The sequence below is a fragment of the Bacteroidia bacterium genome, assembly GCA_025056095.1.
Taxonomy (GTDB): Bacteria; Bacteroidota; Bacteroidia; order JANWVE01; family JANWVE01; genus JANWVE01.
In genome coordinates this window covers 11,199-11,484 of the sequence record JANWVW010000077.1, presented here as the reverse complement: position 1 = coordinate 11,484, position 286 = coordinate 11,199, and the positions used below count along the sequence as shown (strand labels likewise).

General features: G+C 34.6%; 1 protein-coding gene. It reads right to left on the bottom strand.

The features are described 5' to 3' along the window. Nucleotides 1–286: TPM domain-containing protein (locus tag NZ519_07280; GenBank protein MCS7028556.1), on the bottom strand; the 286-nt coding region annotated here is incomplete at both ends.

Sequence of the window (286 nt, the reverse complement as noted above, 5' to 3'; positions counted from 1 at the left end):
GCTTGTATAATTGCGGTAGTACCTGCTTCTATAGCTTGATAGTAATGATTACTCCTTAAAGCAGGTTTGATGTTATTTTCAATAATTTGCTTTGCGGTAATATCAGGCAAAGCGCCTTCTAGTCCATAGCCTACTTCTATTCTTATTTTGCGTTCGTTGACAAAAATAGCTAACAAAACACCATTATTTTTATCTTTTTGTCCAATTTCCCATTTACGAGCTACTTCATGGGTAAATTCCTCTATGGCTTTGCCCTGTAAAGAAGGATAAATAAGCACAAAAATTT